A 25,080-nucleotide genomic window follows, 5' to 3' on the forward strand; every position below is an offset into this window, starting at 1 on the left:
TTGATTTTAACATATTGTAAGTTTTGTTTTAATAAATTTGTTCTTCACCTGGAGGTCTGGTTTTATAGCGACGATGTTGCCATAGGTATTGTTCAGGATACTTTCTTATAGCTTCTTCTAAAAATTTATTAGTCATTTCCGCATCTTTATAAGCATCACCTGTAAATTTTAGCTCCTCTCCAGAAACTAATAGATACCCAGATAAGTCAGGTTTTCTAACATAATAAGCAGGAATTACAATGGCATTAGTCTTTTCAGCAAGCAAAGGTGTTACCGTTAGAGTGGCACATAACTTACCAAAGAATGGCGCGAAAACAATATGCTCTTTAAAATCTTGGTCTGGAGCATACCAGAGAGAAACTTTTCTTTTTAAACTTTTAATTACAGAGATGATATTTTTTCTTTGGAAACATTCGTTAACGTATTTTTTGCGGGAAGTTGTTATTATATGCTCCATTAATGGATTACCATGTTTTTGATACATGACTGTAAATGGGGAGTAGGTTTGGCCTATGTATCTTCCAACTATCTCTAGGCAATGGAAGTGGAACCCTAAAACTATGACAGTCTTATCTTTATCAAAATGTATTTTTTCAAAGGATTCTATATTAGTTTCAAAGTGGATTTTATTGAACCTTTTTCTTGTCATAAACCATGCAATTAAGCTCTCAAATCCTGCCATACATGCAGATTTATAACTTTCGTTAGCAAGCTTATATATTTCCTTATTTGATTTTTCTGGGAAGGCTATTTTTAGGTTTGTTATAGCTATTTGGTTGCGTTTTTTCATTAAAGGTTTTGCTAAGTAGCCAATACCAATAGCAAGTCGCATTAGAACTTTGTAGGGAAGAATGTTAACAAGAATCTTTGCAATCCCAATTAAAATCCAGATGCCCCAGTATTTTGGTTTTAATAAAGATTTATCCATTGTTTCACTTATTTTTTATGTGTAGCCTGATACCTTCTTGTAATAACCCATTGTTGAGAAATACTAATAAGGTTGTTTGTTAACCAGTATAGTACTAAACCTGCAGGGAATGATGAGAATAAGAATGTAAATATTACTGGTAAAAACATCATTACTTTAGCTTGCATAGGATCTGCTGGAGCTGGAGATAATTTTTGTTGTAAAAACATTGATAGACCCATAAGAATAGGTAGTACAAAATAAGGGTCTTTCATTGATAAGTCATGGATCCAGAATATAAATGGTGCATGTCTTAATTCAACAGACTCTAGTAGCACCCAGTATAATGAGATGAAAATAGGGATCTGTACTAACATTGGTAAACATCCACCGAGAGGGTTAACTTTCTCCTCTCTATACATTTCCATAGTTTTTTTACCTAGAGCTTGTCTGTCGTCTTTATAAGTCTCTTGTAAGCGCTTAAGTCTAGGTTGTAGCATTCTCATTTTTGCCATAGAACGATAACTCTTGGCAGAAAGAGGGTAGAAAATAAGCTTAATTAGACAAGTAACTAGTATGATTGATAGTCCCCAGTTACCAACTAGAGCATGGATGTGGCTCATTATCCAGAATATAATTTCTGAGAAGAATGAAAGCATTCCGTAATCTAGAGTTTTTTCTAAGTTTGGAGCTAATCCTGTTAAGTTATCTTTGATAATAGGACCTGAATATAGCATAGATGAAACATCTTGAGCTTGGTTAGGTGCAATTGTAATACCAGTGTACTCACCAGCTTCAAATACATTGCTATTTAAATTCTTGTAGTAAATTTTTGAATCAGATTGAGGAATCCATGCACTCATGAAGTAGTGTTGGATAAATGCAACCCAGCCTTGACCCTGACTATCAATAACAGTTGGCTGACCATTTGTTTTACCTATATCTTTGAAAGATTCTTTTCTAAAAGAATCTTTAGCAGTAGAGTAAGCAACACCTGTAAATGTATAGCTATGAGCATTTAATAAGCTGAAGCTATCTCCTGCTGGATCAAAATCCCTAGCTAGAGAGTTATCTATTATTACACTTACTGGATTTGAAGTAGTGTTTTTGATATTTTGCGATACTGAAATATTATATTTAGCATCATCAAAAGTGTATGTTCTTGTAATTTGTAAACCATCAGCATCACCAGTTAATGTTAGGATTTGCTTACCATCTTCTTTTTTGATTCCTTGGCTCTCAAAATTAACAGTTATAGGTTTTTTATCAACAACAATAGTACTTTTTGCGATGTATTCAGATCCTTGCTGTTCTGTTAGTAAATTCATAGGAGTTTTATCCTCTAAACTAACAGTGTAATCTTTTAGAGATGCAGAGATTATAGCTCCATCTAATAAGCTAACTTTTAGGTTTTTAAATACTTCAGTGTTTATAGTTACACTTTTTGCATCATCATACTTAGAAAAGTCAGTTTTTACAGCAAGAGTGTTTTTTGCTTCAGATTTTGCTATACTGGTGGTTGTAGTTTTATCATCTGTATCGCTGTAGTGACTATTATCTTTTTGGACTTCAGAAGTTTGTTGTTTGCTATCGTTTGAAGGGAAAGTTTGCTCCCATCTTCCCATTAGCGAGATAAACATTATTGCTATAGTAACTAGCAGCAATATTCTTATATGATTAGCTTTCATTATTTATTTTAACCTTTTTTGTTTTTGCAGGGACTGGGTCAAAGTAGTCTCGTTTTGAAAGTGGGTGACACCTCAAAAGTCTACTAGTAGTTAAATACAATCCTTTTAGTATACCATGAGATTTTAAAGCTTCTAGAGCATATTCTGAACAAGTTGGATAATATCTGCATCTGGCAGGTATAAAAGGGCTTACACAGTAGCGATAAAATTTGATAAGAAGAATGAAAGGAGTTGTTATGCTCCTTTTAAAAAATCTTGAAATCTTGCTATAGATTGCCACAATTCTTCCTTAGTTGCTTGAGATGCTGATTTTTTGCTCAAAACAATCAAGCTTGTTTGATCTAAGAAATCTTTATGCTGGCGAAATGACTCTTTTATAATTCTGCGGCAAAGATTTCTTTTAGTAGCTTTTTTTATAGTTTTTTTAGGCAAGATCGCACACATACCGGGTTCTTTAATATCTCTTTTGCTAACAAGAAAAGTAAAGTGTGAAGTGCTTATTTTTTTTTCTACACTGCTGAAGGCTTGTTTGATCTCGCTTTTATTGAGAATATTTTGCTTTGTTAAGCAAAAATTATGCAGCAAGCTTAGCTCTACCTTTAGCTCTTCTGTTTCTGATAACTTTTCTACCACTTAAAGTTTTCATGCGAGCACGGAAGCCGTGAGTTCTTTTTCTTTTTAGGTTTGAAGGTTGGAATGTTCTTTTCATTTTTATTTTCCTCTTTTAATTTTAATATATGCTTAAATTTTTAATACATCATAGAAATAGTTTCGGTATTTTATAGAAAGATATATGTTTAGTCAAATATTATTTGCTCTAGTTTGCACAAGGAATAAGGTTCATCTCGGATAATTTATTCCAAGATTTATCAGGACATTTTTTAGGTTGCTTACTAGGTAAACAGTATCCTTCCCAACCTCGATAGTCTTGAACATCTAGGCATTTTTTGAATTTTTTAACCTTAAGGTATGCTGGTGTCCATGTATTTGAGTTTGAGCCAACAAGTTGCTCTTGCTGTTTTGGTTGATCAATATTTGGTATATTTCCCTCTTTGATTTCTTTACTCATTGGAGTTGGGGTTGCATTCATAGCCATAGGAGTTGCATGATCACTTGGTTTTGTATTTTGGACTGTTGATCCACTGTCAATATTAGCACTAAAGCCAGCAGAAAATAACATAGTAGCAGCTAATAGAAATATATTCTTTTTCATTTTTTTGATTATGAGCTTATTTGTGGCATTATGATATTTATTTTTCTTCTAGGATTCAAGCCTGTGGTAGCATCATGATATAATTTTATTAATTTGTAGAAAAAGTAATCTTATGAAAGATTTATATCACGTAATTGGCTTTCCTGTTAAACATAGTTTATCACCTAAAATTCAAATGCAGCTAGCACAAGAATATAAACAAAATATCTTGTTTACAGCTATTGAAGTTGCTCCTGAAAACTTGGAACAGAAAATCCAAGAGTTTAAAGAAAACAGTCAAGTAAAAGGGCTAAGTGTAACAGTTCCTCTTAAAGAAAAAGTTTTTGCACTTGCTGATGCTGCTGATAATGCGGCTACTTTTGTGAAAGCAGCAAGCAATGTTATTTTTACAAGCGATAGAAAAATGATTGCTTTAAATTATGATGGATTAGGAATAGTTAATGATATAAAAAATAATTATAAGAAAACTTTTGATAATAAAAGAATACTTGTTGTTGGTGCGGGCGGTGCTGCAAAAGCAGTTGTTGCAGCACTTATTAAAGAAAGTCCAAAGTCCATAACTATTTCGAATAGAACAAAAAATAAAGCTGAGAGAGTTAAAGAGCAGTTTTTAGATGAGTTTAATATACAATTAGAGGATTTTGACAATATTCAAGAAACCTATGATATTGTGATTAATTCAACTTCATCAAGTATTTATGGAGAGTTGCTTCCATTAAACCTTAGTAATTTTAACAAAAATGCTTTTGCTTATGATCTTATGTATGCTGATGGTGGAACTATTTTTACAAATTGGTGTAAAAAAAATGGCGTGGATGCGGCTGATGGTAAAGGTATGTTGTATGAACTCAGTAAAGCAGTGTTTAAATACTGGCGAGGATTATAATTATAGTTATTCATTTGTGTTAGAATAGATCATATAAAAGCTGTTTTTTTGTAGGGTTTAATTGAATAAAAAAATATTATTTCTAGGTGTTGGTGGTATAGGTGTTTCTGCATTGGCAATAGCTGCCAATAAGCTTGGAGCAGAAGTGTCAGGCTATGATAGTAGTCCTAATAAACTAACTAAAAAATTAGAAAATTTGGGAATTTCAATATCTTCTAGTCCTAGTGAGGTTGATGTTGCTAGCTTTGATATGATCGTCTATTCTAGTGCTATTATTGCAAGTCATCCATTACTTGCTGAAGCTAAAAACCTTGGCATACAATGTCTACAAAGAGCAATGTTTCTATCTATATTAATGAAATCCTTTAAGTATAGTATTGCTATTACAGGAACTCATGGCAAGACTACAACATCTAGTATTTTAGCAACATTAAGCTATAAGCTTGATAGTTCAAGTAGTTTTGTTGTTGGAGGTGTTGTTAAATATGCAGATTCAAATATACAAGTTAATGGTTCTAACAAGTTGATAATTGAAGCAGATGAGAGTGATGCTTCTTTTTTACACTTAAACCCAAATAGTGTCATTGTTACAAGTATTGACCTTGACCATATGTCAACTTATCAAAATAGTTACGAAGTTCTTTTAGGGAATTTTGCCGAATTTATTAATAAAGACAATGTTAGAAAAGTTTATATATGTATTGATGATAAAGGTTGTAGGGATTTATTATCTAAGTACTCTTTTGCAGACAAAAATATTATTAGTTATGGGTTTTCAAAAAATGCAGATATACATATCTATGATTATTATATAGAAGATTTAGAAGGAACAAATTTCAAAATTAGTTATAGAGGACAAGAGTTAAAATTTACTATTCAATTGCCGGGAAAATATAATGTACAAAATGCAGTAGCATGTATTGCTAATTGTTTAGAGTTTGGTTTTAGTTATGAAGATATAAGATTAGCTCTAACAGAAGTTGCAGGAGTAGCAAGGCGATTTGATATTTATAATAAGAAAATATCAGGTTATAACGTGCAAGTAATAGATGATTATGGGCATCATCCTGCAGAGATAACCAGTTGTTTAGGAGCTGTTAGAGATAAATATCCAAATAAGAAAATAATACACGTGTTTCAGCCTCATAGGTATACAAGAAATAGAGATCTTTTGAATGATTGGGTGAAAGCTCTTTCTTTATCTGACTTGTTAATAATTTTGCCAACATATTCTGCTGGAGAGTCAGTTATTAAAGGGGCTGAAAGTCAGGATATTGTGAAAGGGGTTACTAACCATATTGTTGCTGATAGTTTTGATCATGCTATTTATTTTTTAGAAAAGCTTGTGGATGATAATACTGTTGTTTTAGTGCAAGGTGCTGGAGATATTACAAATATAGTGGAGATGCTTGGTGAATAATGTAGAGGGAGCAATCTTATATGTTGTAGCGACACCTATTGGGAATTTAGAAGATATTACACATAGAGCTGTAAATGTTTTGAGTTGTGCTGATGTAATACTTGCTGAAGATACTCGTGTGACAGCTAAGCTTTTAGCAAGCTTAAATATTAAGAGTGAACAAAAGCTAATATCCTGCCATGATTTTAATGAAGAGTCGAGAGTACAACAGGTTAAGGAACTTTTAGATGATGGGAAAAGAGTTGCCTTGGTTAGTGATGCTGGTACTCCATTAATATCAGACCCAGGTTATAAGATAGTAGCTAGTCTTCGTCAAGACAATTACAGTATAGTACCAATACCAGGAGTTAGTGCAGTAATTGCGGCATTATCAGTTGCAGGGTTACCATCAGATAATTTCATATTTAAAGGTTTCTTATCAGCAAAAAAAACAAAAAGACAAGAACAAATTAAAGAAATTCAAGATTTAAATACAACAGTTATTGTTTATGAATCTGTGCATAGAATAATGTACTTATTAGCAGATTTGGTGGAGCTAATACCAAGTTATAAGATTGCGGTTGCTAAAGAGCTAACTAAACAGTTTGAGAAAATTGTTTCAGGGTCTGCTAAAGAAGTTTATGAGCATTTTGAATTTAATCAAGATACTGTAAGAGGTGAGTTTGTTGTAATCATTGATTGTAGTGATCAAGAAAATCAAGAACAGGCTGCGGGTGTAAATATGGATGAGCTTTTAAAAGATTTATTGGAAGAATTACCTCTCAAAAAGGCTGTAAAATTGGTGGTAAAATTAACAGGAGCTAAAAAAAACCAGGTTTATGATAAAGCTCTAAAATTCAAAGACCAACAAGATCTATAGATCATTAGTTTGGCTTTCGTCATAAAAACCTTTTAGGAAGTTATTTTTATCTGAGATGTTTTTAAAATTGAAAAATTCTGGTTCATATAGTAAACATCCCATAATATAGCTAGTTTCATTGAGCTCATTACTTGATAAGTTAAGTTTTTTATTATTAAGCCCAGCAGTTAGCCCATCAATAAAAGCATCTTCATCAATGAAGTTTGAATCTAAGTAATTCTTGGGGATTTCAAAAATCGAGTAGCCTAAGTTGTAGCAGTATTCCGAGTCACTTAGTTCAATGGATTTTGACTTTGATGGATTGATAAGATTGTTTTTTGGAATTATTTTATATTGTGGATTATGATTTCTATAGTGATCCACTATTCCTTTTAGAACAGCTGTAGGGTCATATTTTATCTTTTCTGATTTAAAGGTAAAGATCTCCCCTGTTTTTAAATTATTTTGACCGGTAATATAGCCTATTGCAAAGCTTGTAGAGCTTTTTTCATTCTTGGGAATATTTTTTGATGGTCTTTTATCTAGAGAGTTTTTTAACCCTTTATAAACATATTCTAGAGTGAAGTTTTGATCTTTGCCAATATCTTGCTTTTTCAAATGGGAGGCTAGGGCAGCTCCTTGCTCATAATAATTAGGAGTTTTATTATCTAAAGCATAAGCCAGAGAAAAACTTAAAAAAATAGCTGTGATTATCGTGAAGAAGAAATTTTTTATCATAATACTTTAAAACTCTTAATATATTAAAAAACTTATTTGTTGGTATACTATAACTATAAATTTTTTAATTAATAGACTATGCTACAGCGATCTTTTTATACTTTAAAGCAGATGTTTAAGTACGTCAAAGTGCTTAAAAACTTAAAAGGCGGTTATCAGCTTGATAGTATTGTGAATCTAACACTAATTATTATTATAAAAACCCCCGAATCATAATTTATTTGACTTTGGTGAGATTTAAATCTTCCATTTTTTATCTTCTTCTGCATCAAAGTAGACTGTCTGAGCTTATAACACTGAACCACCTAAGCTATAACCGCTAAAATCTAAGTACTTCATTTTTTATTCAAGCGTTTCCATTTTTGATACCAAGTTTGATTTCTTCTATCACAATATTTTTCAGCTTTTTTTAATAGTATTTGGTCTACAGTTTTTTCTTTTTGTTTAAAGTAAATACTACTTAAACCAGTGCAATACAAATCATTTAATTGATTCTTTTTAAAAGAATCAATTAAAGGTTTAATTGATTCTTTCGTAGCTAAACCATCATTAAAATCAAAGTCCATAATTATCACAGGATTATCAACTGCTTGTATTCTGAAATGATAGTTCCCATACTTCCTGAATATTATATACAAAAAAGAATATGTGTTATGAAATTCATATTCATATTTGAAATCTAATAACTTAAGCGGTTGATTATACTCTTTTTCAAGTAATTGCATCACTTGATTTTTTACTTGTTCTTGTTGCTCTTTAGTGGCTTTAGGTGATATATCAAAACTACAGCTTGATAAAAGTAATAAAAAAATTACTAAAATGGAGCATTTAAATAAATATCTCATTTATTTAATCTCCTTAAAACTACTCATAGCTTGAAACACAAAGTTATAATTCTCTTTGTCTTCTTTATTGCCTTTAGTCATTAATATCTCTACATTTGTAGTATTGAAGCTATTTTTAACTAAACTTGGACTAAATCCCTGATACCTATAGTTAGTCATAGTGTGTAAGTAGTACATCCTATCTTTTAAAATCTGAACCATACCTAACTGAGTATTTGCATCATTTTGAGACCTCCTAATAGTTTGATCTTCCCACCATTTAGGAGTTTCTGAAACATCAAATTTTCTAGCTCTTTTTAAACTTTCCTCAAAAGAATAATTTGTTTCTATTTTTGTAATATTACCAAGTATTGAATTCAGCTCTTGCTCTGAAACTAAATCTCCAGCTCTATAGTAGTTAGATATTATGCTAGAATATGCTTTAGGCGAGCCTTTATATCTATTTGCTAATTCTGCATCAGCTGTAACGTAAATTATACCTGTAAAATTATTTGCCTCTTTTGCTGTTTCTCCAACTTTCATACCTGATAAAATATTACCTATACCAAATGGCTCAAAGTTTTTAGATGGACTAATAGTATATTTTTTATCTTTCTCTGCTTCAAAATATACAACTTGAGCTTGTGATACTGAGCCACCTAAACTATGGCCACTAAAGCCTAAATATTTAACATTATCATTACTGGCTAAAATACTCTTAGTGAATGAAATAGCTTCATTAAATATTGCTGGCAAAGAGCTTACTGACATCTTTATATCTGATAGATAATTAGGTGTATTATCACTACCTCTAGTTATTATGTATATACCTCTATTTTTATTATCATCTTTATTAGCTATGGCTATGCTAAAGTAACCATCTGAACTACTAGGGCTTACTGCTACTAGTTTATATTTTGCTAAAACTGGTTGATAATAATTAGCATAATCATCTAATGGTGTACTTAAACTACCATCATCATCTTTTGATAAAAGAGCTTTTACATCCTTATCTAAAGTTTTCTTATCTTCATTATAAATAAGATCAGCTAATGAAGTATCTTTTCTTCCTGCAATACTTTCCAACATAGAACTTTCATACACCAACTCACACAGCACAGCAGCATCTCTATCTGGTAGATTTCTAAGTGGTTTAGATGTATCTTTATCGCTATCCTCTGCATCTCTTGGTTTTCTCAAATCCTTATCAGTCAAGGGTTTAACTTGCGCTTGTGAAGTTCTCTTTAGTTGGCTCTCATCAAAGTTTTTTGGTAAATTTGCATAAGCATAGATTAACTTATCTAGTGTACAATTTTGTATAGAACTACTAACTATAAAATCTGTACCTGTACAATTAGCTTGTGCTAAATCACAGTCCATAAATTTGCAATTGGCAAATATTCCTGTAGCAAAGTTATCACCTATTCCATTAATTCCTGTGAAATCAGTATCATGCATTTCTACTTTACTAAAATCATTCTTTAGAAACTGAGAGTTTTGTACCTCACTATCTTTCCATTCACTATCGCCAAAGTTACATTGTTGGATATTTTCATTATATAATGTGGTCTTATATATACTATTACCATTTGCAAAACCAACTTTTAGCCATAAGTTATTACTTAAACTACTATCTTCAATTTGGCTAGCAAAAAATGTAACTTTTAAAAAAGAGTTATTTGATAAAGTTGATGAACGTATTATCATCCCACTAAATTGGCTCTTATTAAATTCTGTTTGAGAGATAATAGCATTTATTATATCTCCTCTAAACCACATCTCTTTATTAAACTTAGACTCCATAATCTTACAATCATGTAGATCTGTAGTATGCAGCTGTGTACTTACAAAACTACATTTAGTAAAAGTACAGTTCTTAAATACAACATTTTTTATAGTCGCTTTATCAAAGTTCACATTATCAAACTGACAATTATTAAACTCACTTTGTCCAATTTGAGTAGCGTTAAACTGAGTATTTGTAAAAGTACAATTATCGTACTTTCCACCAACTATCTTTGCCCTAGCAAATTTTGCATCTGAAAAATCTGCACTAGTATATTTATTTGAAACAATCGCACTATCTTCTGCGATTAAACTAGAAAAATCTGTATCTTGATGATCTATTGTATCTATAGTTTTATCTTGCCAGTCTTTATTGAGTTTTTTAACTTTATCTAATAAAGAATCATAAGCAGGTTTTGTCCATAACTTATCATATACAAAACTGTTAATGCTACATAGCTCTACAGGATATTCTAATATCTCATCTACCATATCAGGACCTAAAGGTACATTATATAACTCAGGCTCTGGACCATATTCACCTTCATGATCTATCTCTTGAACCGTTAGAATATTAGCCACATAATCATCTAATGGGCGTTTCTTTTTCTTATCATCTGACATAACAAATACCTATTTAATAACATAAAATAAAAGTATATAAGTTAAAATTTATCTAACTATATTTAAAATTGCAAAGGTTTAATATTGAGTTTTACCTAAAAAACAAATCCAGAGATTTTACTAAATCACTATCTTGCTTTCTCCACTCTAGGACTATATTAAAATACAATATCCCCATAGCATCTTTAAGTTTACTACTATCATTACCATTTTTTTTAAGATAAAAATGAGCAATTGCCAATGCTGGATTTAGATGTTTGTAATAAACAAATCTTTTAGTTTGATTGTTAATATTTTCTTTATAAAGCAAAGCAGTTTTAACTGCTTTTATCTCATTAATTATACTATCTATATCTTTGATATTAGTATATTCAAATATACTATCTAACTCGATAAACAAACTATCTTGTTTATCTTCTTTGATAATATAAGTATCGACTGATAAAGCATAATTGGGATCATCTATCGGACAACTAGCATAACTAGTTGATAGGTGGATTTGTTTATATAACATGTGTTATACCTCTTTCTGTTTAATCTCAAATTGACCGGGTGGTTGAGAACTAGCAGAAAGTCTAGTAGTGAGTATTTACCCGTGAAGGTTATTGTATTTCTCACTCCACCCGATTAAACAAAGAGGTTTAATCAAGGTGTCATGGGAAAAATAGCAGGCAAAACTATAGATATAGCTATCCCTATCTTTTCCACGGATACACTTATAGAGGTATCACTCTACTTTCTGTTAGGTTCTCACACCCGAACATTTAAAGAATATGCCTTTTAATGAAGTTTGTAAAGTTTTGATGAGTTATCAATGTTAAATAATAGGTGAATAAGTTTTGGCTTCTCTGTATTAAGTAATTGTTTTACTGTTATACTTATTAAACATAATTTCAAAAATCCATATAGTATGCTGCAGCGAATTTTGTATACAACAAAGCAAATATTTAAGTATAAAAAAAAGCTAAAAGATCTATCTGGGGGGGCAAGTATAGACTGCATCATAGATTTAAATCCAGATTTTATAAGTAAAAAGGGTATTAAGTATTTGGCATTAGATTTTGATGGGGTTTTGGCAAGTCATGGTAAACCAGAAATGCATCCTGATGTTATAAAATGGTTAGATGATTTTGTTAAAGAGTTTGCAGAAGAGCGAATATTTATCCTCTCAAACAAGCCAACTCAAGAAAGATTAGACTACTTCAAAAAATATTATCCTGGAATTAGATTTATATCTGGAGTTGCAAAAAAGCCATATCCAGATGGATTAAATAAAATTATAGAGTTAGTTGATTGCCAACCTAGAGAGCTAGCTCTTGTTGATGATAGGTTGTTAACTGGCTGCTTAGCTTGTTTGATAGCAGGGTGTTATCCAATTCTTATTACAGATCCTTATATAGATATGCAAAACTATACTAAAGAAGAAAAATTCTTTAAGTTTCTGCGTATCAGTGAACAAAAAATATTCTTATAGAGTTTTTAGTGAGCTAGCATTTTGTTAGATAATTGCTTAAGATTGTACAAGTTGTTTTATATTAAAAATTATTTATGAAAAGAAATATTGTTTTAGCATTTTTAATGATTTTATGGTGTAGCTCTTTTGCTAGTTATACTTTTACTCAGACATTTTTTGATGACTATGATCATTCTACTGAAAATAATTTTGCTTATAAGAATGATAGCTATCGAGATGATGCTAAAAAATCAAAATATAATGATAAATTTAGTGGGGATGATTCGAGAAACTATAACTGCTCCTTTGATGGCTCAGGTCAAATAACATGTGGAGATTATAAGATCAAAAAATCTAAATATAGTGGAAGTAGCAGCGCAAGAAAGAAAATTGAGCAGAATTATCAAAAGTTGAAGAATGTTGAAGAAGTTAAGAATGTTTCTAAAGGAGATGATTTTAATTGTGCTCTTGATGATAATGACGATGTATACTGCTGGGGAAGTAATAAAAGAGGTCAGCTTGGTAACGAAACTGAGAAGACTAAAGTATCAAAGCCTCTTAAAGTTGATATAACCAGTGACATTAATTTCAAGAAAGTTTATACAAAAGCGCACTATGCTTGTGCACTTGATGAAAACGGTCATGCTTACTGTTGGGGAGACGGTAGTAATGGTGAAGTTGGAAATGGTGAAAAAGGCAAGTTTGCTAAGCCACAAAAAGTTAAAACAGATGTTGAGTTTAGTCGCTTAAGTATGGGTAGAACTTATACTTGCGGTGTTGCAAAAGGCTCAAATGAAATATATTGTTGGGGTAAAAGCAAGAAAGGCTCATCTAACCTTGACTCTAGCGTACCTGTAAAAATGTAGAAAATGTATCAAGCTTCTAATAAATTTCTAACCAATTCAAAAAATTCTAAAGTCATAACAGAAATAACTAATCAGTTAGAGAGTTGCGATGAATTTGTCATAAGTGTAGCCTTTATAACTTATAGTGGTGTAGTGTGTATATTAGAAGCATTAAATCAATTAAGAAATACAAATATCAGAGGTAAGATTTTAACAGGTTGTTATCTAAATTTTACGGAACCAAAAGCTCTTGAAAAACTACTAGAGTTTGACAATATTGAGTTAAGAGTTCTTGATAGTGAAAATTTTCATGCAAAGGGTTTTTTCTTTCGTAATGATAAAAACTGGCGAATGATGATTGGAAGCTCAAATTTAACTCAATCAGCTTTAACCATAAATAATGAATGGAATCTACTATTTGAAGCAAGTAACACAGATGCTACAGTAATGCAGGTGCTGGGAGAGTTTGATAAACTCTTTAAGCTAGCAAAACCTGCTAAAGATATTTTAGAGGATTATAGGCAGGTTTATCAAAGTATAAAAAACTTCCCAAGAGTTAAAAGTTTTTCAATAAGTGAAAGTGGCATCATAAGTCCAAATGCTGTTCAAGAAGAAGCCTTGGGAAATCTTAAAAACATGAGGATGCAAGGTTTAGATAAAGCTCTAATAATCAGTGCCACGGGTACTGGTAAAACTTTTTTAAGTGCATTTGATGTTGCTGCATTTAAACCAGAACGTTGTTTGTTTATTGTGCATCGAACAAATATAGCAATTAAAGCTAAAGAAACTTTTTCAAAGGTTATTAAAAAGAAAAGTTTAGGTTTGTATACGGGATCAGATAAATCATCAGCGGATTATTTATTTGCTACGATCCAAACTCTTAAAAATCCAAGCGTATTAGCTAAATTAAAAAAAGATGATTTTGATTACATCATCATTGATGAAGTTCATCACGCCGAAGCACAAAGTTATAAGAGAGTACTAGAATATTTCCAACCTAAATTTTTGTTAGGTATGACAGCAACACCTGAGAGGACAGATGATGCTGATATATTTAAGCTTTTTGATTACAATATCGCTTATGAAATTAGGTTACATCAAGCACTAGAACAAGATTTTCTATGTCCGTTTCATTATTTTGCTATAGAGGACTTTTTTCTTGATTCAGAAAAAGTTTTGGCAAAGGATTTCTCAAAATTAGTAACTGAAGCTCGAGTAGAGCACATTATCAAGAAAATGGATTTCTATGGTTATAGTGGAGACCATCGTTGTGCTTTAATGTTTGTTAGTAATGTTGAAGAGGCAAAAGAGCTCTCTCTAAAACTGACAGCAAAGGGAATCAAATCTAAGGCTTTGACAAGTCAAGATTCTGAAAGTGTAAGAGAGACAACGATATTGGGACTTGAGTCAAGTCAGCTTGAAGTGATTGTTACGGTTGATATTTTTAACGAGGGTGTTGATATTCCTTGTGTAAATCAAGTTGTACTCTTACGACCAACACAAAGTGCGATTGTTTATATTCAACAACTTGGTAGAGGGCTGCGTAAATTTAGAGATAAAAAATTTGTTGTAGTCTTAGACTTTATTGCAAACTATGAGAATAATTTTCTGATACCAGTTGCTCTTAGTGGTGATAATAGCTATGACAAAGATGAGTTAAAGAAATTTGTTGTCGCTCCTAATAACTATCTAGCAGGTAAAAGTACGATAACATTTAGCAGTATTGCTAAAGAATTAATTTATAAAAATATCCAGAAAACTAATTTTTCACAGTTAAAAAATATCAAAAGAGATTATAAACAACTCAAAAAAGAGCTTGGTAGAATACCAAGCTTAGCAGATTTTGAAAAATATAATTTTATCTCATCAGAAGTGATACTTTCAGCAAAAGATACTTATTATGATATTCTCTTAGCTTTTAAAGAAGTTAAAAACTTCCTTAGCACTAGAGAGTACAGTATTCTGAAATTCATCTCAAAAGAATTTACTCCTGCAAAAAGGCTTTATGAAATATTGATTTTAGAAATTTTGCTAGAGAGTAAAAGTATCTGTTTAGACAAGTTGGAAGATCTAGTTACAAAACAGCTGACAAGCTTTGATAAAGTTAGTTTTGAGAATGCTTTGAAACATTTATCATTAGAAATATTTAAAGTAAATGCAGGAAGACAAGATTATGAGCCTTTGATTTTTATTGATGATAAACGTGTGTTTTTGGCAGTATCAGAAGTAGTACTACAAAATGAATTTTTATATGCTCAGATAAAAGACCTAATAGCGTATAACAAGCTGATTTATTCTAAGAAATATTCTTCAAATGCTTCTGATAAACTAGCTCTATATTCAAAATACTCCAAAAAAGATATTGCTCACTTACTTAATCAAGATTACACAAACGGGGGTGTAAACCTTTCAGGGTATAGGGTTTTTGATAGTACCGCTCTTTTATTTATGACTTTTGATGAGGAAAAAAAGTTTACTTATCATGATAATAAATTTGTTTCTAGAAGCTTATTTACATATTTTTCAAAAAAAGGAAAATCTCTAGCAGATGTGGTAGAAGGAAACTTAGCAACAAATAATTATAAGATTTTAGTATTTGCCCGAGTTAATAAAAATGATGAATACATGTACATGGGATTAGTCGCCAAGTGCCAAAAGGCTGAGGAGATCAAAAATCTATATAAAGTAGTTAAATATACCTTTCAGTTAAAAGAGCATTTAACTAATGAGATTTGGCAATATTTTAAAGCGATTTATAAAAGCAAAAATTGATATTTAATTAAATGCTTTTTTATTTTTGTTTGTTATAATGGAATTTGAAGGAAGAACAAAATTGGAGAGTCATTATGGCATATAAAAAAGTTTTATTAGCAGTGAATGTTTATGAGAATGCGGATGTTGTGATTAACTCAGCAGTAGCTTTTGCTAAGAAAAATAAGACAGAAGCTTTAAAGATTGTTACAGTAATTGATTGTGTAGCGCCTTTTGCTCCGTCAATTGTTGATTTTCAACATTCTATAGAGGAAGAAGCTAAAGAGGCTTTGGATAAGCTTGTAAGTAAAATAAAAGTTGAACATGATGTTGAAATCAAGCATGAGGTTTTAGTAGGAAATCCTGCAGCAGAGATTGTTGCTTATGCTGAAGAAACTGAATGTGATGTGATTGTTATGGGTTCTCATGCGACACATGGTGTCAACTTGCTTTTAGGTTCTGTGGCAAATGCTGTACTACATAAAGCTAAGTGCGATGTGTTAACAGTACGAGTAAGTGATGATGAAAAAGCTAGTGCTAGAGCGCATGATTATAAGAAGATTCTTGTACCAACTGATCTAGAAGGTGATTCTTGTACAGTAGTTGATAAGGCAAAAGAAGTTGCTAAGCTATATGATTCTAGATTAGACACAGCTTTTGTTATCCCTAATGATAGTATTTCATTAATGACATATGAAACTGATAAGGTTGAAGATGCATTAGAGAAGTTTGCCGAGAAGAATGGTATCAATGGTGAAAAATCTGTATTAATTGGTGGTATTTCTAACAGTGTTTTAGAAAAGGCTGAAGAGAATGGTAATGATTTGGTTATTGTTGGCAGCCACAGAAGAAGTGCTATTGGTAGATTTTTCTTAGGAGCTACAGCTAATAGTATTCTTCATGAAGCAAGTATGGATATTTTAGTTGTAAGACTTAAATAAAAAACTCTTATTATTAGGAAAAGTGTTATCTGAAATTTAGAAAAATCATCTTAATTAATACTATAGCAGTATATTTCTCTGAAAAAATATATTATAAATAAAGTACTAATCTTATAAATTCAATTTGATATGAAAAAAATATTAGTGCTTTTAGCGAGCTCTGCTGAATGGTATGAGTTTACTGTTTACTCTTTTTGTGCTGGTTACATTGGAGCAGCATTTTTCCCAGGAGATAATTTCGCCAAATTTTTGGCAGCCTTTGGAGCTTTTGCTGCAGGGTTTTTAGCTCGTCCATTGGGAGGTATTATCTTTGGTTATATAGGAGATAAAAAAAGTCGTTCTACAGCATTAGCTTGGGCAGCATTTTTTATGGGTGTCCCTACTGTAGGTATGGCATTGTTACCATCTTATGCAACGATAGGGCTACTAGCTCCGTTACTACTAGTTTCTTTCAGGGTTTTACAAGGAATTGCTATAGGTGGTCAGTATAGTGGGTCGGTTGTAATTCTCGTTGAAGCAGAATCAACGCTAGTAGGTAAGGCAAAGGCAGGAGTTAATGTCATTACAAGTGCTTTTGGCGGTATTTTATTAGCAATTGTTACTTTCCAAGTTATTAGATATTTTATATCCGATGAGCTTATGATGAATGGTGGTTGGAGAATACTTTTTGCCATAGCAATTATTTTGGTTGTTTTATCTTTTTTTATTAAACATAGTGGAGATGAGGAGAAGCCAGAGAAATCCGATGTTAAGTTAGCAAAAGTGGTTATACAAAATTATAAAAGTTTAGTCTATATGATTTTACTATGTTTCCCTGGTGCTGTTGTTGCTTACTTCCAGATAACTATTTTGCCAAATATTATCAAAAAGATCTTACATCAAACACATGTTGATGTCGCTATACTTACAACTGTTAGCATAATAATGTTTATTATCACATGTAATATTGCTGCGATGTTAACTAAGAAATTTAAAATAAAAACAGTCACAGCTACAGGTCTAGTTTTGATGCTTATATTATCATTGCCAATGTATGCTTTGTATAAAGCAAATAGCGATCTTTTGATTGTCTTTTTCATAACAATGGGTGCAATCTTTGGTATATTTTATGGTAATATTATGGTGCTTTTCACAGAGTGTTTACCTCAAGAGATTCGTTATACCGGTTTTGCACTAGCTTATAATATTGGGTTTGGTGTGTTTGGTGGATTGTTACCTTTCTTATGTTTCTTCTTGGCACATGCTGTTTCTGATTATATGGCTGTTGGTATGATAAGTCTAAGTGCTATAGTTGGTTTAATTACGCTATATAAATTTGAGCCTGAAACTTTGAAAAACTCTATTATAAATGGCAAATAAGCTATAAAATCAAATAACATTCTATTATATAGGAGCTCAATATTCATGGAGTATCATTTTCTAAATGAGAGCTGTTTCATTTATAAGGTTAGTGATAGGCTTTGCTTGGAAGATAATTTAGTAGTTTTAAGTATCTATAAAGAGATAATTAAAGATTCAGAATTTTGTAGTAAGTATCAGATTTTTGATATTGTTCCTACTTATAATTCTATAGCTTTTCACTTTGATTATGATGATCTGTCGAGTTTAAAAGAAGCTATTTTAACTAGAATCAAAATAGTTGACTATAGTCAGCAACTAGAACCTAAAACGCATTATATTGCGGTTAAGTATAATGGTGAAGATTTACAAAAAGCTTCTGGGATTTTAGGTTTGAGTGAGTCAGAAATTATCAAAAGGCACACTCAAGTTGAATATCATATTGCTATGCTAGGGTTTAAACCATATTTCCCGTATTTATTAGGTTTGGATAAGAGTATTAATTTGCCTCGTTTAGCAACACCAAGGAATAGAATACCAGCAGGCTCTATAGGCATTGGGGGTTCGCAAACAACAATTTTTCCTGAACAATCACCAAGCGGTTGGAATATTATAGGACATTCTGATTTCAGAGACTTTAAGAGTTTTTGTGCTGGCGATAAAATAATTTTTAAGGAGATATAATGCTTTTAATAAATTGTGACCTAGGAGAAAGAGGCGTTGCTCATCCAGTAGATGATCAACTTGTTAGTTATATAGATATGGCAAATATAGCTTGTGGTGGTCATGCTGGGGATAAGCAAAGTGTTGATTACTATGTAAACTTATGTAAGCAAAACAATGTAAAAATAACGGCTCATATTTCTTACCCAGATAAAGAAAATTTTGGTAGAAAGGTTATTGAAATAGAGAATGCTGAACTATGCCAATCATTTGATAAGCAGTTTACTCTTTTCGATGATCAGGTAAAGGCTATAAAACCTCATGGTGCTTTGTATAATGAGCTTAATGTTAATGAAGAGCTTGCTAAAGTATTTGTGTCATGGTGTGTTAAAAATAATATTCAAGAGCTAGTACTTAGTCCATTTGGTAAAGTAAAAAAGTATGCACGAGCTAGTGGTATTAAAGTTATTAAAGAGAGTTTTGCTGAGAGAGGGTATCAACTTGATATTAATGGAAATCCAATGCTTATTCCTCGAGGTCAACCAAATGCTGAAATTCATAATGTTGAAAAAGCGGTTAAGCAATTTAAACAGTTACAAAGAGGTTATATTGATGTTAATGCTCAGCAGATAGTTTTTGAGTCTCAGACAATTTGTATACATTCTGATAGTGCGATAGCTTTAGAATTAGCTAAAGAGTTATACAGTAATAAAGGTTAACATTATGAAAGAGCATTTTTCTATAAAAGGAGGGCTTGGTTTTCCAGTTGCGTTAAGACATTATGGAGTGCAAGACAGAGGAGTATCTCCACAAGGTGCTCAGGATCAATTAAGCTTTTCAATAGCTTATAAACTTCTTGATAAGCCGAGTCAATTTCAAGCAGTAGAAATGATATATCCAAGTAAGATCATTGCAAATCAAGATTTATATGTGGTTATTACTGGAGCATCATACGAGACTACAAAAGTTGGAATACAAGATGTTGTATACAACCAAGTGTTTGAAATTAGAGGGGGTGAAACTATAGACTTTTCTGGGATTAAGAAAGGTTTTCGAACAATTATCATTGCTATTGAGGCAAATCTTGATAGTCAATATTTGCTGGGTAATAAGAGGTCACAAGAATTAGACGATTATATAAAGCAGAATTATAAAAATAATGTTATAAGAGTATTAAGAGGTCCAGAGTACAATATTTTAAGAGATAATTCTTTTTTTGAAAATACTTGGAGTATTTCATCTAACTCTAGTCAAATGGGTCTCTCTCTAGATGGACCAACTCTTGATACTCAACAGATTGAAATGATATCTCAGCCTGTCGCGGATGGAACTATACAGTTGGCACCTAGTGGTCCAATAGTACTTATGAGACATCGCCAAACAGTAGGAGGTTATCCTCGTATTGCGAATGCCATTGAACCTGATTTGAATAAACTTTCTCAATTTGCTCCTGGAGCTAAAATCAGGTTTGTAGAAATTGAATTAGAAAAAGCCAATATCGAAAAGATGAAAATAGCTCAGCTTCTATCTTAAATTTAAGCTTTGTAAAAGTTTTGCAATATTATACCTGAAAAATTAACTTTGAAATAAGCATGATCTAAGTATATTATCTAAACAAGGATATCATTTTAAATAGATATAGGGCAGCTGCGTGATTAAAAAAATATTTCCTAAGCAAATAGGGGTTTATAAAGTAACTGTTATTTTAAGCGTCTTATTTGGGTATATTTATAACATTCCATTGATTGTAAAGTTTTTTGAAGATATCGGGCAAGATAGTACATATAGTATATGGTTTATAGTTAGTTGTTTTGCAGTATGTTTTTTAGCTTTCTTTTTACTATTTAATCTTATTAACTTCCGCTATATTTTTAAGCCTTTGATGGTTATTTTGATAGCTATTGGTGCGATAGTTTTTTATGCTGAGATGTTCCTGGGAATCACATTTACCTATGGAGTAGTTGAAAGTATATTTGATACAAATACTCATGAGGCGTTATCCTATTTTTCAATAGGAAGTGTTGTAAGCTTTATTTTTTTTGGTGTATTACCCATTGGAATGTTACTTAGGGTGAAAATTATTTACCCTAAATTTAGTAAGGGTCTATTAATCAGAATAGTAAATATTACAGGTACTTTGATTCTTGTAGTTATTATTTTGATTACAAATGTAAAAACAATATTCCCATTCTTTAGAAATCATAATGAGTTAGGTGATTATCCTAATCCAATAATCTATGTTGGAATAACATCTGCGATTATAGCTGAGAAGTTTATTCCTCCGTTACCTTATCAGCCAATAGGTGATGGTGCTAAAGAGGTAAAAAAAGCAGATAAACCAAATCTCTTAGTGTTCGTGCTTGGTGAAACAGCTAGAATGCAAAACTATGAATATGATGGTTATGATAGAGGTACAAATCCATATACTAAGAATTTAGGTGTCATATCTTTGCCAGGTGTCGCATCATGCGGAACATATACAGCATTATCAGTACCTTGTATGTTATCAAATATGTCACGAGTTGATTATAATGCTAGAGAAGCTGCTGCAAGAGATAATGTCATGGATATTATGAAAAAAGCAGGGCTGGATGTTACATGGTATAACAATAATGGTTATGACTGTAGATATATAGGTGTATGTAAACGCATCGAAAATATATATATAAATACTGATGATTGTAAAGGTAGTAATGCAGGAGGTTTCTGCTATGATTCAGTGCTGGTCAAAGAATTAAAAGAAAATTTAGCAAAGAATGATGATGGTAAGAGTAAAGTTATTGTTCTTCATGTAGTAGGGAGTCATGGCCCTACTTACTATCAAAGGTATCCTGATGATTTCAAAAAGTTCACACCTACATGTGATCAGGGCGATATTAATGCATGTAATAGAAAAGAGTTAGTAAATACTTATGATAATACAATTAGATATACAGACTATATACTCTCCCAGGTTATTGATACTTTAAAAACTGATAAGATAGCAAATGAGTATGATAGTGCGATGGTTTATATCTCTGATCATGGTGAGTCTCTTGGTGAAGATGGTCTATATTTACATGCAGCTCCGTATGGTATAGCTCCTTTATATCAAAAGAGAGTACCTTGGATAATGTGGTTTTCACCTAGCTTTTTAAAAGACAATCAGCTTAATAAAGCATGTCTTGTAAAAGAATCTAAAAATAAAGGTGTATACTCACAAGATAATGTATTTGATTCTTTCTTAGGGCTTATGAATATTAAAACTAAGGCATATAGTCCTAAATTAGATATATTTGCAAACTGTAGAAGTGAGAAATAACAATGCTTAATAAGCCTAAGTACACTTTATTTAAAAATACTAGTTATGCTCTTAGTGGTTTAGTTGATATTTTAAAAACAGAAAAATCTCTCAGACTACAAATATTGCTATTTGTGATTTTGACAATAATAGTTTGGTCGTTGCCATTAACTCTAATATCAAAATTTGTGCTTCAGGCAGTATCATTTCTGCCAATATATTCAGAGATAGTTAATAGTGCTATTGAGAGAGTAGTTGATCTTGTTACAACTGATTATCATATTTTAGCCAAAAAAGCCAAAGATGTGGGCGCAACCCTTGTTTTTATATCTTTTTCTATTGAGTTCGTAGTATGGGTTATTACTTTGTATATGAATTTTTTTTCTTAAAAGTGAGAAAGAACTTTTATTTTTTGATATTTTAATTTAACCTATTGGTTTTTTTGTGAAATTACTTAATATTTCTATTAGGTGGGTAATTATTATATTTCAAAAGTATGTTAGAAAACAATACTTTTTTCCATAATTTTTTTTTAGTGATTTCTTGTTGTCATTATCTATTTCTTTATTATAAACTTTCAATTGTAAACAGCTAAAAGTGCAACAAGGAGACCGCATAAATGTTACGCAAGCTAGTAAAAAGTTTGATTCCTAGTCAGGATAAGATATTTTTTGAATTAATGATTGAAGCAACTGAGTCTGTTGAGGATTCTGCTAAGTTGCTCGATAAGTTAGTTAAAGAAGAGGATGCTCTAACGATATCTGAGCTTGCTGAAGAGCTAAGAATGACTAGAAGTGTAACAGTAGAAGTTGCTAATAAAATGGATCATGAATTAGCACGCTATTTTGTGACTCCTATTGATAGGGTTGAGTTGCATAACATTATTACCTTACTTCTAAAGCTTAATAAAAGAATAGTTAAGATTCATAGATATATGCAAATTTTAATGGAGGAAGAAAGAGGTAATGTAAATTTATATTTAGCAAACTGTGTAGAAACATTGCGTAAAATGACAAAAGTGCTTGATGATATGATGAAAGCTTTTGTTAAAGGCGACAATAAAGAGTTAAAGAGTCTATATGTAAGACTTACAGGACTTGATGAGAATGTTCTAGAAGATTTAGCTCATGCTTTAAAGAAATTCTCACATTATGAAGAGGCTGATGTGATATTTATAATGAAAGTGAAAGATATATATAAAGCTATAGAAAATGCTATCTCAACTTGTACATCTGTAGCAGAATCAATTATGAGAATACATGTTAAAGAAGTTTAGCAAAAAAGGTATATAGAATGATTACATCAGTACTTATAGCTATTATTATTGTAGCTTTGTTTTTTGAATTTACCAATGGTTTCCATGATGCTGCAAATGTGGTGGCAACGCCGATAGCAACAAAATCTTTAACACCATATCAAGCAATAGGGCTAGCAGCATTTTTTAACTTTTTGGGAGCATTTTTTGGAACAGCTGTTGCTGCAACAATCTCAAAAGGTCTTGTTGATACTAGTGTTGTTACAGATATCGTTTTAATTTCAGCATTGTTAGGGGCTATTAGTTGGAACTTCTTTACTTGGAGTTTTGGGATTCCTTCAAGTTCTTCACATGCTTTAATTGGTTCACTTGTTGGAGCTGTGATTATTGGCTCAAGCTATCAGGATGTTAATTATATGACGGTAGTAAATAAAGTTTTAATACCTATGGTTAGTTCACCTGTTATAGCATTTTTTGTTGCTTTGATAATATGTATTGCTTTACTGAATATATTTATGAGGTATTTTAGAGTTAGAACAACTAATAAATATATTAGAGAGATGCAGGTTTTATCTACAAGTTTATTATCTTTCTCACACGGTTCTAATGATGCTCAAAAAACCATGTCTATAATTACACTAGCTCTTTTAAGTGCTGGCCTTGTACAAACTACACAAGTGCCTGATTGGGTTATTATATTATGTGGTACAGCAATGGGTCTTGGGACTCTATCAGGTGGTAAAAAGATTATTAAAACCCTAAGTGCTAAGTTATCAAAACTTGAGCCCGTAAACGCAGTCTCAGCAGAATTAAGTTCAGGAATATTAGTGTTAGGAGCTTCACATATAGGTTTACCTGTTAGTACAACCCAAGTTGCGTCAGGATCTATTATGGGTGCTGGATATGCAGATGCTGGAGTTAACTGGAAAGTAGTTAAAAAAATGGCAACAGCTTGGATTTTGACGATTCCAGCATGCATTATTGTTACATGTATTATTTATACTATTTTATATAACTTATTTGGGAATTTTTAATAATACGTCATATAAAACTTCTCTTAGAATATAAAACTATTATAATCATTTTCTATTATTCTATACCTTTTCTTTTTTATGCAAACCAAAATAAATAGAATCATGGCTTATATACACTGGGCAACAGTTATACTTATATTTCTAGCATTTATCTCAATAGAATTTAGAAGTTCATTTGGCAAACATACTTTATTCCATGATGTAATGAAAACATCTCATTTATACATTGGCTTTCTTGTTTTATTCTTGACGATAATAAGATTGGTGTTGAGAAAGTTTATAGTTTTTCCTATTATTGGTCAGAGACTTTTTTATAATAGCTTTAGATCGTTCTTAGCAAGAAGTGTTCATGTGTTTTTATATTTATGGTTAATTTTGATGTCTGTGTTGGGCTGGGCTATTATTAGTGCAAAGGGCACATATATTATACCTTTTGGCTTACCGACAATGCTTGATGTAATGCCAAGAGCAAATGTTATTGGAATAAAAGAGCTACACGAAACTTTCGCCTACGTAGGCTTAGGTGTGATTTTTGGGCATGCGGTAGTAGCTATAATTGAGAATTATTTACTGAGATCAAAGAGTTAGGAAAATATT

26 protein-coding genes are annotated in these 25,080 nt (G+C 31.5%); 16 read left to right on the forward strand and 10 right to left on the reverse strand.

Annotated features, from left to right (window positions below):
- Positions 1-28: 28 nt before the first annotated feature.
- The 6 genes from QI37_RS06510 to QI37_RS06525 form a co-directional block, all read right to left on the reverse strand.
- Positions 29-928, reverse strand: a complete 900-nt coding sequence (locus QI37_RS06510) for an LpxL/LpxP family acyltransferase (protein ID WP_040009734.1) — start codon at positions 926-928, stop codon at positions 29-31.
- Positions 929-936: 8 nt separating this feature from the next.
- Positions 937-2,595, reverse strand: coding sequence for a membrane protein insertase YidC (gene yidC, locus QI37_RS06515; protein WP_040009735.1), 1,659 nt, complete (start codon positions 2,593-2,595; stop codon positions 937-939).
- The gene (yidD, locus tag QI37_RS10115; protein WP_081946989.1) at positions 2,585-2,875 is read right to left on the reverse strand and encodes a membrane protein insertion efficiency factor YidD; all 291 of its coding nucleotides are present in this window, start codon (positions 2,873-2,875) and stop codon (positions 2,585-2,587) included. The genes yidC and yidD overlap by 11 nt, the downstream gene beginning before the upstream one ends.
- Positions 2,830-3,180: a ribonuclease P protein component gene (gene rnpA / locus QI37_RS06520; RefSeq protein WP_040010740.1), complete on the reverse strand. Its 351-nt coding sequence runs from the start codon at positions 3,178-3,180 to the stop codon at positions 2,830-2,832. The genes yidD and rnpA overlap by 46 nt, the downstream gene beginning before the upstream one ends.
- On the reverse strand, positions 3,170-3,304 hold the full coding sequence (gene rpmH, locus QI37_RS10120; RefSeq protein WP_003014180.1) for a 50S ribosomal protein L34: 135 nt from the start codon (positions 3,302-3,304) through the stop codon (positions 3,170-3,172). The genes rnpA and rpmH overlap by 11 nt, the downstream gene beginning before the upstream one ends.
- Positions 3,305-3,412: 108 nt before the next feature.
- Positions 3,413-3,808, reverse strand: coding sequence for a hypothetical protein (locus QI37_RS06525; protein WP_040009737.1), 396 nt, complete (start codon positions 3,806-3,808; stop codon positions 3,413-3,415).
- A gap of 112 nt (positions 3,809-3,920) precedes the next feature.
- Between QI37_RS06525 and aroE the strand changes: the two genes are divergently transcribed.
- The 3 genes from aroE to rsmI all read left to right on the forward strand — a co-directional run bounded on the left by aroE (position 3,921) and on the right by rsmI (position 6,973).
- A complete protein-coding gene (gene aroE / locus QI37_RS06530) occupies positions 3,921-4,694 on the forward strand; it encodes a shikimate dehydrogenase (RefSeq protein WP_040009739.1) in 774 nt (257 codons plus the stop codon).
- Positions 4,695-4,755: 61 nt separating this feature from the next.
- Positions 4,756-6,114 carry a UDP-N-acetylmuramate--L-alanine ligase gene (murC, locus tag QI37_RS06535; protein ID WP_040009741.1) on the forward strand — a complete coding sequence of 453 codons (1,359 nt, stop codon included), beginning with the start codon at positions 4,756-4,758 and terminating at the stop codon, positions 6,112-6,114.
- Positions 6,107-6,973, forward strand: coding sequence for a 16S rRNA (cytidine(1402)-2'-O)-methyltransferase (gene rsmI / locus QI37_RS06540; protein WP_040009744.1), 867 nt, complete (start codon positions 6,107-6,109; stop codon positions 6,971-6,973). The genes murC and rsmI overlap by 8 nt, the downstream gene beginning before the upstream one ends.
- Here the strand turns inward: rsmI and QI37_RS09980 are convergent.
- From QI37_RS09980 to QI37_RS06560, 4 genes are all read right to left on the reverse strand, one after another.
- Positions 6,968-7,690, reverse strand: coding sequence for a hypothetical protein (locus QI37_RS09980; RefSeq protein WP_052399167.1), 723 nt, complete (start codon positions 7,688-7,690; stop codon positions 6,968-6,970). The two genes, rsmI and QI37_RS09980, sit on opposite strands and share 6 nt — an antisense overlap.
- Before the next feature lie 335 nt (positions 7,691-8,025).
- Complete coding sequence (locus QI37_RS06550; RefSeq protein ID WP_040009747.1) at positions 8,026-8,535, reverse strand: hypothetical protein; 510 nt, start codon at positions 8,533-8,535, stop codon at positions 8,026-8,028.
- Positions 8,536-10,923 carry a pentapeptide repeat-containing protein gene (locus QI37_RS06555; RefSeq protein WP_040009749.1) on the reverse strand — a complete coding sequence of 796 codons (2,388 nt, stop codon included), beginning with the start codon at positions 10,921-10,923 and terminating at the stop codon, positions 8,536-8,538. It abuts the gene before it with no gap.
- 91 nt (positions 10,924-11,014) lie between these two features.
- Entirely contained in the window at positions 11,015-11,437 is a 423-nt protein-coding gene (locus QI37_RS06560; protein WP_040009751.1) for a hypothetical protein, read from the reverse strand.
- A 396-nt stretch (positions 11,438-11,833) separates the two neighbouring features.
- On the opposite strand from QI37_RS06560, the gene QI37_RS06565 reads away from it, so the two are divergent.
- The 13 genes from QI37_RS06565 to QI37_RS06625 all read left to right on the forward strand — a co-directional run bounded on the left by QI37_RS06565 (position 11,834) and on the right by QI37_RS06625 (position 25,071).
- The gene (locus tag QI37_RS06565) at positions 11,834-12,397 is read left to right on the forward strand and encodes a YqeG family HAD IIIA-type phosphatase (RefSeq protein ID WP_040009754.1); all 564 of its coding nucleotides are present in this window, start codon (positions 11,834-11,836) and stop codon (positions 12,395-12,397) included.
- A gap of 74 nt (positions 12,398-12,471) precedes the next feature.
- On the forward strand, positions 12,472-13,242 hold the full coding sequence (locus QI37_RS06570) for an RCC1 domain-containing protein (protein WP_040009755.1): 771 nt from the start codon (positions 12,472-12,474) through the stop codon (positions 13,240-13,242).
- 3 nt (positions 13,243-13,245) lie between these two features.
- Positions 13,246-15,993 carry a DUF3427 domain-containing protein gene (locus tag QI37_RS06575; protein ID WP_040009756.1) on the forward strand — a complete coding sequence of 916 codons (2,748 nt, stop codon included), beginning with the start codon at positions 13,246-13,248 and terminating at the stop codon, positions 15,991-15,993.
- 74 nt (positions 15,994-16,067) lie between these two features.
- On the forward strand, positions 16,068-16,913 hold the full coding sequence (locus QI37_RS06580) for a universal stress protein (RefSeq protein ID WP_040009758.1): 846 nt from the start codon (positions 16,068-16,070) through the stop codon (positions 16,911-16,913).
- A 129-nt stretch (positions 16,914-17,042) separates the two neighbouring features.
- Positions 17,043-18,272 carry an MFS transporter gene (locus QI37_RS06585; RefSeq protein ID WP_081946990.1) on the forward strand — a complete coding sequence of 410 codons (1,230 nt, stop codon included), beginning with the start codon at positions 17,043-17,045 and terminating at the stop codon, positions 18,270-18,272.
- A gap of 45 nt (positions 18,273-18,317) precedes the next feature.
- Positions 18,318-18,935: a 5-oxoprolinase subunit B family protein gene (locus tag QI37_RS06590; protein WP_040009759.1), complete on the forward strand. Its 618-nt coding sequence runs from the start codon at positions 18,318-18,320 to the stop codon at positions 18,933-18,935.
- Positions 18,935-19,633 carry a 5-oxoprolinase subunit PxpA gene (locus QI37_RS06595; protein WP_040009760.1) on the forward strand — a complete coding sequence of 233 codons (699 nt, stop codon included), beginning with the start codon at positions 18,935-18,937 and terminating at the stop codon, positions 19,631-19,633. Before QI37_RS06590 ends, QI37_RS06595 begins: the two co-directional genes overlap by 1 nt.
- A gap of 4 nt (positions 19,634-19,637) precedes the next feature.
- Positions 19,638-20,447: a 5-oxoprolinase subunit C family protein gene (locus QI37_RS06600; protein WP_040009761.1), complete on the forward strand. Its 810-nt coding sequence runs from the start codon at positions 19,638-19,640 to the stop codon at positions 20,445-20,447.
- Positions 20,448-20,565: 118 nt separating this feature from the next.
- Positions 20,566-22,215 carry a phosphoethanolamine transferase gene (locus QI37_RS06605; RefSeq protein WP_040009763.1) on the forward strand — a complete coding sequence of 550 codons (1,650 nt, stop codon included), beginning with the start codon at positions 20,566-20,568 and terminating at the stop codon, positions 22,213-22,215.
- A 2-nt stretch (positions 22,216-22,217) separates the two neighbouring features.
- On the forward strand, positions 22,218-22,583 hold the full coding sequence (locus tag QI37_RS06610) for a diacylglycerol kinase (protein WP_040009767.1): 366 nt from the start codon (positions 22,218-22,220) through the stop codon (positions 22,581-22,583).
- Positions 22,584-22,813: 230 nt separating this feature from the next.
- On the forward strand, positions 22,814-23,470 hold the full coding sequence (locus tag QI37_RS06615) for a hypothetical protein (protein WP_040009770.1): 657 nt from the start codon (positions 22,814-22,816) through the stop codon (positions 23,468-23,470).
- 17 nt (positions 23,471-23,487) lie between these two features.
- Positions 23,488-24,483, forward strand: coding sequence for an inorganic phosphate transporter (locus QI37_RS06620; RefSeq protein WP_040009772.1), 996 nt, complete (start codon positions 23,488-23,490; stop codon positions 24,481-24,483).
- Between the two features lie 78 nt (positions 24,484-24,561).
- A complete protein-coding gene (locus QI37_RS06625; protein ID WP_081946991.1) occupies positions 24,562-25,071 on the forward strand; it encodes a cytochrome b in 510 nt (169 codons plus the stop codon).
- Positions 25,072-25,080: the final 9 nt, after the last annotated feature.

The sequence above is a fragment of the Candidatus Francisella endociliophora genome (assembly GCF_000764555.1).
GTDB classification, from domain to species: domain Bacteria; phylum Pseudomonadota; class Gammaproteobacteria; order Francisellales; family Francisellaceae; genus Francisella; species Francisella endociliophora.

Coding starts and splice junctions, on each gene's coding strand:
- QI37_RS06510 (WP_040009734.1), bottom strand. CDS start 928: ATGGATAAATCTTTATTAAAACCAAAATACTGGGGCATCTGGATTTTA.
- yidC (WP_040009735.1), bottom strand. CDS start 2,595: ATGAAAGCTAATCATATAAGAATATTGCTGCTAGTTACTATAGCAATA.
- rpmH (WP_003014180.1), bottom strand. CDS start 3,304: ATGAAAAGAACATTCCAACCTTCAAACCTAAAAAGAAAAAGAACTCAC.
- QI37_RS06525 (WP_040009737.1), bottom strand. CDS start 3,808: ATGAAAAAGAATATATTTCTATTAGCTGCTACTATGTTATTTTCTGCT.
- aroE (WP_040009739.1), top strand. CDS start 3,921: ATGAAAGATTTATATCACGTAATTGGCTTTCCTGTTAAACATAGTTTA.
- QI37_RS09980 (WP_052399167.1), bottom strand. CDS start 7,690: ATGATAAAAAATTTCTTCTTCACGATAATCACAGCTATTTTTTTAAGT.
- QI37_RS06550 (WP_040009747.1), bottom strand. CDS start 8,535: ATGAGATATTTATTTAAATGCTCCATTTTAGTAATTTTTTTATTACTT.
- QI37_RS06555 (WP_040009749.1), bottom strand. CDS start 10,923: ATGTCAGATGATAAGAAAAAGAAACGCCCATTAGATGATTATGTGGCT.
- QI37_RS06560 (WP_040009751.1), bottom strand. CDS start 11,437: ATGTTATATAAACAAATCCACCTATCAACTAGTTATGCTAGTTGTCCG.
- QI37_RS06565 (WP_040009754.1), top strand. CDS start 11,834: ATGCTGCAGCGAATTTTGTATACAACAAAGCAAATATTTAAGTATAAA.
- QI37_RS06570 (WP_040009755.1), top strand. CDS start 12,472: ATGAAAAGAAATATTGTTTTAGCATTTTTAATGATTTTATGGTGTAGC.
- QI37_RS06575 (WP_040009756.1), top strand. CDS start 13,246: ATGTATCAAGCTTCTAATAAATTTCTAACCAATTCAAAAAATTCTAAA.
- QI37_RS06580 (WP_040009758.1), top strand. CDS start 16,068: ATGGCATATAAAAAAGTTTTATTAGCAGTGAATGTTTATGAGAATGCG.
- QI37_RS06585 (WP_081946990.1), top strand. CDS start 17,043: ATGAAAAAAATATTAGTGCTTTTAGCGAGCTCTGCTGAATGGTATGAG.
- QI37_RS06590 (WP_040009759.1), top strand. CDS start 18,318: ATGGAGTATCATTTTCTAAATGAGAGCTGTTTCATTTATAAGGTTAGT.
- QI37_RS06595 (WP_040009760.1), top strand. CDS start 18,935: ATGCTTTTAATAAATTGTGACCTAGGAGAAAGAGGCGTTGCTCATCCA.
- QI37_RS06600 (WP_040009761.1), top strand. CDS start 19,638: ATGAAAGAGCATTTTTCTATAAAAGGAGGGCTTGGTTTTCCAGTTGCG.
- QI37_RS06610 (WP_040009767.1), top strand. CDS start 22,218: ATGCTTAATAAGCCTAAGTACACTTTATTTAAAAATACTAGTTATGCT.
- QI37_RS06615 (WP_040009770.1), top strand. CDS start 22,814: ATGTTACGCAAGCTAGTAAAAAGTTTGATTCCTAGTCAGGATAAGATA.
- QI37_RS06620 (WP_040009772.1), top strand. CDS start 23,488: ATGATTACATCAGTACTTATAGCTATTATTATTGTAGCTTTGTTTTTT.
- QI37_RS06625 (WP_081946991.1), top strand. CDS start 24,562: ATGCAAACCAAAATAAATAGAATCATGGCTTATATACACTGGGCAACA.